10 protein-coding genes are annotated in these 8,368 nt (G+C 66.2%); 7 read left to right on the forward strand and 3 right to left on the reverse strand.

The features are described from left to right. Window positions 1–14: 14 nt before the first annotated feature. Together FZ938_RS21415 and FZ938_RS21420 are read right to left on the reverse strand one after the other, a co-directional pair. Entirely contained in the window at window positions 15–416 is a 402-nt protein-coding gene (locus FZ938_RS21415; RefSeq protein WP_149200461.1) for a YsnF/AvaK domain-containing protein, read from the reverse strand. Between the two features lie 82 nt (window positions 417–498). Beyond that, on the reverse strand, window positions 499–1,023 hold the full coding sequence (locus tag FZ938_RS21420; RefSeq protein WP_149200462.1) for a hypothetical protein: 525 nt from the start codon (window positions 1,021–1,023) through the stop codon (window positions 499–501). Between the two features lie 353 nt (window positions 1,024–1,376). Between FZ938_RS21420 and FZ938_RS21425 the strand changes: the two genes are divergently transcribed. The 6 genes from FZ938_RS21425 (at window position 1,377) to FZ938_RS21445 (ending at window position 5,584) form a co-directional block, all read left to right on the forward strand. Continuing rightward, a complete protein-coding gene (locus tag FZ938_RS21425) occupies window positions 1,377–2,570 on the forward strand; it encodes a sensor histidine kinase (RefSeq protein ID WP_246457179.1) in 1,194 nt (397 codons plus the stop codon). Window positions 2,571–2,634: 64 nt separating this feature from the next. Beyond that, on the forward strand, window positions 2,635–3,222 hold the full coding sequence (locus FZ938_RS21430; RefSeq protein ID WP_246457180.1) for an exopolysaccharide biosynthesis protein: 588 nt from the start codon (window positions 2,635–2,637) through the stop codon (window positions 3,220–3,222). Window positions 3,223–3,832: 610 nt separating this feature from the next. Next, entirely contained in the window at window positions 3,833–4,162 is a 330-nt protein-coding gene (locus tag FZ938_RS21435) for a hypothetical protein (protein WP_246457182.1), read from the forward strand. 127 nt (window positions 4,163–4,289) lie between these two features. Continuing rightward, on the forward strand, window positions 4,290–4,487 hold the full coding sequence (locus tag FZ938_RS21440; RefSeq protein ID WP_149200464.1) for a hypothetical protein: 198 nt from the start codon (window positions 4,290–4,292) through the stop codon (window positions 4,485–4,487). Window positions 4,488–4,558: 71 nt separating this feature from the next. Then, a complete protein-coding gene (locus FZ938_RS31405) occupies window positions 4,559–4,693 on the forward strand; it encodes a hypothetical protein (protein WP_281497567.1) in 135 nt (44 codons plus the stop codon). Window positions 4,694–5,023: 330 nt separating this feature from the next. Further along, window positions 5,024–5,584, forward strand: coding sequence for a hypothetical protein (locus FZ938_RS21445; protein ID WP_149200465.1), 561 nt, complete (start codon window positions 5,024–5,026; stop codon window positions 5,582–5,584). Between the two features lie 67 nt (window positions 5,585–5,651). Here FZ938_RS21445 and FZ938_RS21450 read toward each other — a convergent pair whose 3' ends face one another. Further along, window positions 5,652–6,644, reverse strand: a complete 993-nt coding sequence (locus FZ938_RS21450) for a recombinase family protein (RefSeq protein WP_149200466.1) — start codon at window positions 6,642–6,644, stop codon at window positions 5,652–5,654. A 338-nt stretch (window positions 6,645–6,982) separates the two neighbouring features. On the opposite strand from FZ938_RS21450, the gene FZ938_RS21455 reads away from it, so the two are divergent. Beyond that, window positions 6,983–8,215, forward strand: coding sequence for a hypothetical protein (locus tag FZ938_RS21455; RefSeq protein WP_149200467.1), 1,233 nt, complete (start codon window positions 6,983–6,985; stop codon window positions 8,213–8,215). Window positions 8,216–8,368 lie beyond the last annotated feature (153 nt).

Raw genomic sequence — 8,368 nt, forward strand, 5'->3', positions numbered from 1 at the left:
ATAAGGCAGGCCGCTCAGGCCGCAGGGGCGTCCGGCGGCGGATCCTGGTCGACGACGACCTCCTGCCGGCGCAGCGTGACACGTTCGGTCATCTTGCGGCTCGCGGTGCGGCGGGTGATCCGGACCTCTTCCACCAGCTTCAGGCGGACCTCCACGACCGCCACCTCCTCGATCACCGAGATGACGGTCGTGTCGCCGTCCTGACGGTCGGGGATCGGGGCATCGACGAAGCGTCCGACGGGGAACCGCTCGACCTCCAGCGTCTCCACCGACAGGTCGGCTTCGACAGGCTGCTCATGCTCGTGGCTGATGGTGCGGGCATGAACGGTCCCGGTCACCTGGGCCCGTTTGTTGACGCTCACCCGCTCTTCGACGGCGAGAAGCGTCTGCGGCCCGTTTTCGTCCGAGTTGGTCAACGGAGGTCCTCCTGCGGTTCTGCTCCTGCGGTTCCGGTGGGCCGGGGAGCTGGAAAGAGCCGGCCGGATGCCGGCGGCGGCGTCAGGCCTCGGGCCGGGGCGTCATCTGCTTGGCGCCTTCCGTCATGCGGGACGCGGCCTGGGCGATGCGGACATTGACTTCGAAGAAGGCCAGCCAGCCGCCGAGCAGATAGCGGCTGCCCGCCATCATGATGTCCTGCGGGCCGTGGGCCCGGAGCATGCTGCTCATCATCTCGTTCTGGCGCTCGACCGCCTGGTTCATGAAGGTGACGGCCTCCGCGAGGCCTCCCCCATAAATCGCTGCCGGAGCATTGCCGGATTCCGTCGCCCGTCCGGCATCCGGAAAGCCACCCATGCTGCCGCTGCCGGACAGCTTCGGCGGCCAGGGTCTCGGCTGCTGGCCGAGGAGGCCGCGGGAGGCCTGTGCTGCCGCTGCGCCGGCTTTCGGCGCTTGCTCTTCACTGGCACTGCGGATGCTGGGGCGGATGTTGGGCCTCTTGGATGCCTCGGCGCTTGCCGCGGCTTCGTCGCTGGCGCTGTGAATGGTGGGGCGGGTGGTGGGAGTCGGGTGCGTGCCGTCGTCCATGTCGTCTCCATGACTGTTCGGGATGGTGGTCGGGTGCGGGCAGGGAGCGCCGGGCTCGACCTGAATGACTTAGGCAAATATTATGCTGCGCTGCAAAAAATCAATTGGCGCAGAAATATAATTATGAGAACTCCACTATAAATCGTAAGCTAAAAGGAGATAATGTTTGAAGAAATGTGGCCGGTATTATGACATTCGTGATTTCGAGAAAATTGCTTTCTCTGGATAATTAATATGTTTTGTTTGTCAGATCAGGCGTCCGTCGATGTGTCGGCGCCACTTTTGCGTATAATGAGCCTGTGGTCCGCACCTGTATCTTTTCAAAAGAAACGACCAAACGCAGGGAGCGTTGCATGCCCGGTAATCCCCGCGACCAGAAGGACGCAGAGAAGATGGTCAAGGCGGAGGAGGCGCGTGGCGGTCCCTTCGTGGTGGCCGCGGAATCGACCCTGATGCCGATGCTGATCGCCGATCCGACCCTGCCGGATGTGCCGGTCGTCTTCGTCAACGCCGCGTTCATCAAACTGAGCGGCTATGCGCGTGAGGAGGTTCTGGGCAGGAGCTATCACCTCCTGTCCGGCGCCGACACCGACCCGGAGGTGGCGCGTGCCATCGACCTGGCCGTGCGCGCCGGGGAGGCCATCGTGCGCGGGGTGCAGCTTTACCGGAAGGACGGAAAGCTGCTGTGGGTGCTCCAGCATGTCGCCCCCGTCTTCGAGGAGGGGCGCATCCGTTACCACTTCGCCTCATTTGTCGACATCACCGAGCGCAAGGCGGCGGAAGACCAATTGCGGCAGCTCAACGAGGAGCTCGACCGCCGCATCTCGTCACGCACCGAGCGGCTGGACGATCTCAACCGCCAGCTCGCCAGTGAAGTCGAGCGCCGCATCGAAGTGGAACGGGTGCTGCGCAAAACGCTTTACGACAAGGATTTGCTGCTGCGCGACAAGGACGACCTGATGCGGGAGGTGAACCACCGCGTCAAGAACACCTTGCAGATGGCCTCGTCCTTTCTGCGCATCCAGCTGAGCGTTGCCCGGAGCCAGGGGCCGGCCGTGCAGGAGGCGCTGCACAGCGCCGTGGAGCGGCTGGACCGCATGGCCGAGATCCACGAGAAGCTCTACCGGGCGCAGGGGCTGCAGGAGATCGAGTTCGGCGGGTATCTGGGGATGCTGTGCCGTGACCTGCTGGCGTCCTTCGGGGCCGCACCCAGCCCGAACATCGTGCTGGACGTCGATGCCGACGAGGCCTTTTTGAAGCCGGATCAGGCCATCCCGCTGGCCCTCATCGCCAACGAAGCGATGATCAACGCGCTGAAATACGCCTTCCCCGATGGACGCCCCGGCCGCATCGCCGTCTCGTTCCGCCACACCTCGCGCAGCCTTCTGTGCATGACCATCGGTGACGACGGCGTCGGCATGCCCGACGAACGGCGGACCGGCTCGCTCGGCCTCACCCTGATGGAGTTGCTGGCCAAGCAGATCGAAGGCGGCGTGACCGTCAGGTCCGGCAAGGGCACCACCGTCACGGTGTCGATCCCGGCGTGACCGCCCGAGATCCCGGCGTGACCGCCCGATGGCGACGGGTCCAAGCGGCCGGAGCGAAGCGGTCATGACGCTGCATATCCCGACATCCGAGGTTCTGCGTGGCTTGCTGGACGAGGCTCCGGCGGACTGCATCACGCTCGGCTGGCTGCTGGAAAAACTCCACAAGCGCTCCTTCGGCATCGTTCTGCTGCTGCTGGCGCTGATCGGGCTGGCTCCGGGAACGTCGCCGGTCGTCGGGCTGCTGCTGACCGTTCCCGCTTTCCAGATGATCCTGGCGCGCGAGAGTCCGGTTTTTCCCCGGATCATCACGTCCCGGCGCTTTTCGACACGGCGCCTGGTCCGGCTGGTCGATCGTGCCGTGCCGGTGCTGAGGCGCATGGAGACGGTCATACACCCGCGCTGGAAGACGCCGTTCGAAGCGACGACGCGTGTGGTCGGGCTGGTCGTTCTCGCGCTGACAAGCGTCTTCTTCGTCCCGATCCCCCTGAGCAACGTCGTGCCGGCCGTGACGATCATGCTGATCGCCCTGGCTTATCTGGAGGAGGACGGGGTGTTGCTGGCGCTGTCCCTGGCGGTTGCCGCCGCCGTTCTCTTCGTCGCGACCTTCACCATCTGGCAATCGGTCCAGGCGGTCCGGTTCATGGCGTCTTGAGCCGGGCATCGCAACGGCGTCGCCGCGACCTGCCCCGATGGAGCGGGGGAAGGATCGCGCTCCACATTGAGGCAATAAAAGCGTATAAGAATTAAGAAAAGAAAAGCGTACAGGATTTTGCGCCAAATGAGATTTGATATAAATATTTGAGGTTGATCATTGTGTCGTAAATTATCGCCACCATATTCATTATGAAACTCGTAACAGGAGGTTGCGATGACGCTCAGGAATACGACGCTATCAGAGTGGACCGCTTCAGAGCGTGCAGCCTGGGCGTTGTCCGCGCCGAAATGGAAAAGCATGGCCTATCTGACACTTGGCATGTCAGTCGGCTTTCTTGCAGGGTTGGCGTTCTCGGGCTTCAGCGGATAGCGTGTCTGCTGCAAGATGAACGTCCTGCAAAGACGACGGCTGCGACGACGGCTGCGCTCGACCACCCGAATAGCATCTGCTGGACGCCATCCGCCGCAAGCCCGTCAATTCGAACGGGCACCTCGCTTGCCATCAAAGCTTGCCATCAAAATGCGATTACCAGGTCATTCGTCCGACCGGCGACCTGACCCGGAGAGCACCTTCGGAAACCGCCGGACATGCACGGGAGCATCTTTCGATGAGCACCGCATTCACCCGCACAACCACCAGGACCGTGACGTTCACCCGTCCCTTCGAATTGAGCGGCATGGACGGAGTGCAGCCGGCGGGGAGCTACGTCGTGGAAACCGACGAGGAGCTGATCGACTCGCTCTCTTTCCCCGTGTACCGCCGTACTGCGACCTGGATCCATCTGCCGCATGTCGATGGACGCTCCAATGGAGGGTCGGGCATGGCGCAGACGGCGCTCATCGACCCGGATGAACTGGACAGGATCCTGGCATCGGCGGAAACGCCGGAAACGGAACCCCCATACGGTTCGCAGGGGCATGGTTCGCAGGGCACGTGAAACCGGGTCGGGACCGGTCGGGTGCCTTCACCCTCATGCCGGGATGACTGTCGCGGCGAGGAACACGCAAGAGCGGTGCAGTCAGTCCAGTTCCTACTGTGGACCGCACCGGAGAGGAGAAGCCGTCATGCTAGCCACCCACCCAAGCAAGCGCCTGTCGTCGGTCCATTTTCTGCGCGGGAAAATGTTCATTCAGACCGCTTCGGCGCTCCCGGCTGCCGTGAGCATTGCCGATGAACGGCAACGCCAGCTGGAGCGTGGCGCCCGGCTTCGTGGCTGGGACGACGACGGTGGTGCGCAGCCGGAAGAGCACGCCAAGGAGTGAAGCGCGCTTCACTCGACGTTCAAGTCCGATCGTCCAACTGTGAATCGGCATGGAATACGGGCTCCGTCGCGATGACCGCGGACAACCTTGCGGACGAGCTTGCGGCTGTGACCGGTGCGGCGGACGATCTCCTGGATGGCGACGCCCTCCTTGGCCAAGGCGAGAATGACGCCGTTGGTCTCCTCCCGGCGCAGATCGAGCCATGATGCCGATGCCGCGGATGAAGCCGGAACGGACAACAATCCAGCGCCATCAAATCTGCGACAGAGCCCCTTTCCCGCGCCGATCCAGGGTCCCGATCTCAAGCCGATCGACCCCTGCCGTCATCTGATTGTTGAAATGGTCTGTTAGACTTTCGCATGGAGCTGAAATACGGAAGCAGTGAGCGGTCTATACCAAGTACCAACTGTCTGCTCGTTGGAGCCGGTCCGATATTTGGAACTCATCCGCAACGGCCGGCGCGAGGCGTCGGTCTGGGTGAGCCGGATAAGCGTCGTGAAGGTTCGCGGCGCGCCCAGCGCCAATGGGAGCCAACCATGTCGGACATCATCATCACCGAAAAGCAACTCTCCAAGTCCGCCTTCTCGGCGGTCATCAACCTGCCGATCGAGCAGGTTGACATCGCCGACTGGCTGTTCAATCTGCCGGAAGCCGAGTACCAGCGCTGCTGCCCGCCCGACCACATCTCGGCCGGCTCGACCACGACCGACGACGGCAAGCGCATGTCGATCAATGTGGAGATGATCGGTCAGACCTTGATGGTCCAGCACTACGTTGCCGAGGTCGCCACCCCGAGCCTGTGCAAGATGGTCTCGACCTCGGACGCCTTCACCCCGAACGGCCGCACGCGTGTCCAGGTCATCTGGACCCTCAGCGTCGAGAAGATCGACGATAAGAGCTGCAAGTACACCAACAGCGTGGTCGCCCACCCGACCCAGGAATTCCTCGATTTCATCGACAAGCACGGCACGCCGTTCGATGACGCCGCGGCCGCCCGTCAACGCGACGGCGGCGACCACAACAGCCGCGAAACCCCGCTGTTCGCCGCCAGCATCGAGCGCCGGGCCCTGGCCCGCAGCGTCGCCAAGGCCGCTTGAGCCTTCCATCAACCCGATCGAGCGCAGGACGGCTCCCCCGGCAATCCGTCCCGCAGTCCATCGACGTTCAGCCCGGCCCTTGCGGTCGGGACTGAACCGCCGTCCCGGCTACGCGTGGCTTCACAGTCTTGTCCTCGGAAGGGTGAAGCAAGCCCTGCTCTCGGGCCCGGTCGAGGAGGGCTTTGACGCTCGATGGCGCCCAGGTCCGGGCGCCGGTTTTGGTCGGGATGCCCTGACGCTCCAGCTGGCGGCCGATGCGGGCGAGCGTCGGCTTCTCCCCATCGGTCGCGTTGTGGATGGTGGCGACCAATTCCACCAAGCGCCTGTCCTGCACCACCGCCTTCTTGGAGTGGCGCGGCGCCGCCTTCAGCAGGCTGGGATCGGCCAAGCCGTCGCCGACCAGGCGACGGACGGCCCGGATCAGCGCGTCGCGCGTCCAGGGCGCCGGGTTGTCGCCCGGGCGCTTCTTCACCGCCGTGTTGAGCACGTCGACGACGCGGTCCCACGGGTGCGCCGGCCGCAGCCGTTCGACGACCGGCAGAAACTCCCCGGCGCCCGCAGCGACCCGCTCGCTGAGGCGGTCGTCCCGGGCGTGGGCCACCCGGCGCCGGGCGAGCGGGTCCTTGGCGATCAGTCCCGGATTGCCCGGCTGCTTGCCGATCGCCTTGGCGGCCCTCACGCCGGCCTTCGTCCGCTCGCGGATCAACGAGCGCTCGAACTCGGCTACGGCGCCGAGGATCTGCAGGGTGAATTTCCCCTGCGGGCTGCCGGTGTCGATCGGATCGCCGAGCGACTTGAAGGCCGCTCCCTTGCGTTCCAGGCCATCGATCACATCGAGCAGATGGGCGAGCGAGCGTGCCAGGCGGTCGATGCGCACCACCACCAGCGTGTCGCCCTTGCGGACCCGGTTCAGCACCGCCTTGAGCTGCGGCCGCTCGCGGTCGGCGCCTGAGGCGTTCTCCCGAAAGACCTCGGTGCAGCCGAATGCCTTCAGGTCGAGGAACTGCGCCTCGGTCGACTGGTCCTCGGTGGAGACACGTGCGTAGCCGATGAGGGCCATGGGTGCCTGTTTCCTGTGTCCGATGGCTTCCCAACCAACAGGGCAAGGCAACCCCATCCGGCCGGCTGCGCTAGAATACCCTGTTTTCAGGTCTACCGCATGACTATAACCGTCCGGTTGATACCCAGCGGAAAAAATTCGGCCGCCACGCCTGCCCCCAATCCTCTCCGCAGACAGCGAGACAAGACGCCAAACCAGACGATCGGCCGGTAAGCGCCGGCCGAGATGGTCGGACGCGCAACCCCATGCTGGGTAAGGTTCGCCCGCTTCCCGATGTCGGTGCAGTTAGAAAAGATCGCTGCAATCGGCTATCCTGGCGCGGCTGTCCCGGAGCCGCGATGATCCTCCTCTCCCTTCTCCCCGCCCTGCTCGCCGCCGAACGCGCGCTCGGCCGCCTCGACCAGGCGCTCGCCGACCCGGCGCGGCGCCGACGCCTCGCCGCCGATGCCGCCCGCCGCTCGGCCGCCGCCGTGATCCGGCTCGACGGCCACCGCCTCGACGCCCACGACTTCCAGCGCGCCCTGGCCGCCCCGGAGCACGCCCAGGGCGAGGCCGCCCGCGCCGCCCTGCTGGTGCCGCTGTTCGCCCAGCTGCCGGCCGGCCTGACCGTCGCCCTGCCGCCGGAGCGCGCCCCCGTCCGGCCTGCGTCGGTCCCGGCCAGGGAGGCGGACCCGGGGGACGTCGTGGCCGCGGTGCGCGCCTCGATCGCCGCGCTGGAGGCGGTCGATCTCGGGGGCGGCGAGGACCCGGAGGACGTGGAAGGCGATGCGGCCGGCGCCGTCCCGCCGCTGCTGGCGCCCTGGACCCGGCCCTGGCTGGACGAGTTGCACCAGCGCTGGAGTGTTGCCCAGGGCGGCCGTCCGGTCGGCCTCGGCGAGGCCCGCGCCGCCGATGCCGGTCCGGCGCTGCAGGCGGTGGCCGAGGCCCTGGATGCCGCCCCCGGCCTGCTCGGGGCTGCGGCGGCGATCCGCGCCCTGGCGCTGCGGCCCGACCCGGGAGCGCCGGAGCGCCGCGGTCCGGACGATGATGTCGAAAGCGTCGCCCTGCGCGCCGCGGTCGCGGCGGGGCGGCCGCCGACCTCCTGGTGGAGCGTGGTGGTGTGGCTCGCCGCCCCCGATCTGGTCCGTGCCGCCTGCCGCCTGCATCATGCTTGGCCGCCGCTGACGGCAGCGCTCGCCCGCGACGTCACCGGCTACCGGCTCGCCCTGGGTGGGACCGAGGGCGCCTGGACCCGCTGGATCCTCGACAGCATTCCCGAGCTGGTGGCGCATGAGTTGGAACGGCTGCGCCACCTCGATCTGCTGCAGGAGCATTGGGAGGCGCGGCTGGCCGCCACGCCGCGGCGCAGCAGCTCGCGGCTGCCCGACGTGCTGGACTGGCTGCACGACCGTCCGGCCTTCACCATCAGCCGGGTGGCGGGCGAGCTGAAGGGGCGTTGCGGCCTGTCGCTGCGCGGGGTGCATCTGCTGGTGGAGCAGCTCGCCAAGGCCGGCGTGGTGCGCGACATCGCCGACCGCGGCGGCGAGCGGGTCTGGGCCTGCGACCTCAGCTTCCTGCCGCCCGGCCGCTGAACGGCCGGGCCTTATCCAGCAGGCCATGGCGCAGTTGGACCGGCGGACCGTGATGCGGCGTCCTGAGGAAGGCCTTAGAGCACCTAACAAAAGGGCGTTTGGGCTGTTGAGAGGTGTATGGCTTCACCTCTCGTATCCGACGCCCTTTGGGCG

This window comes from Azospirillum oryzae (genome assembly GCF_008364795.1).
GTDB lineage: Bacteria > Pseudomonadota > Alphaproteobacteria > Azospirillales > Azospirillaceae > Azospirillum > Azospirillum oryzae.

Excerpts from the sequence above, each read along its gene's own strand:
- FZ938_RS21455 (WP_149200467.1), top strand. The coding sequence starts at position 6,983 with ATGATCCTCCTCTCCCTTCTCCCCGCCCTGCTCGCCGCCGAACGCGCG.
- FZ938_RS21430 (WP_246457180.1), top strand. The coding sequence starts at position 2,635 with ATGACGCTGCATATCCCGACATCCGAGGTTCTGCGTGGCTTGCTGGAC.
- FZ938_RS21425 (WP_246457179.1), top strand. The coding sequence starts at position 1,377 with ATGCCCGGTAATCCCCGCGACCAGAAGGACGCAGAGAAGATGGTCAAG.
- FZ938_RS21440 (WP_149200464.1), top strand. The coding sequence starts at position 4,290 with ATGCTAGCCACCCACCCAAGCAAGCGCCTGTCGTCGGTCCATTTTCTG.
- FZ938_RS21445 (WP_149200465.1), top strand. The coding sequence starts at position 5,024 with ATGTCGGACATCATCATCACCGAAAAGCAACTCTCCAAGTCCGCCTTC.
- FZ938_RS21435 (WP_246457182.1), top strand. The coding sequence starts at position 3,833 with ATGAGCACCGCATTCACCCGCACAACCACCAGGACCGTGACGTTCACC.
- FZ938_RS21450 (WP_149200466.1), bottom strand. The coding sequence starts at position 6,644 with ATGGCCCTCATCGGCTACGCACGTGTCTCCACCGAGGACCAGTCGACC.
- FZ938_RS31405 (WP_281497567.1), top strand. The coding sequence starts at position 4,559 with ATGACCGCGGACAACCTTGCGGACGAGCTTGCGGCTGTGACCGGTGCG.
- FZ938_RS21420 (WP_149200462.1), bottom strand. The coding sequence starts at position 1,023 with ATGGACGACGGCACGCACCCGACTCCCACCACCCGCCCCACCATTCAC.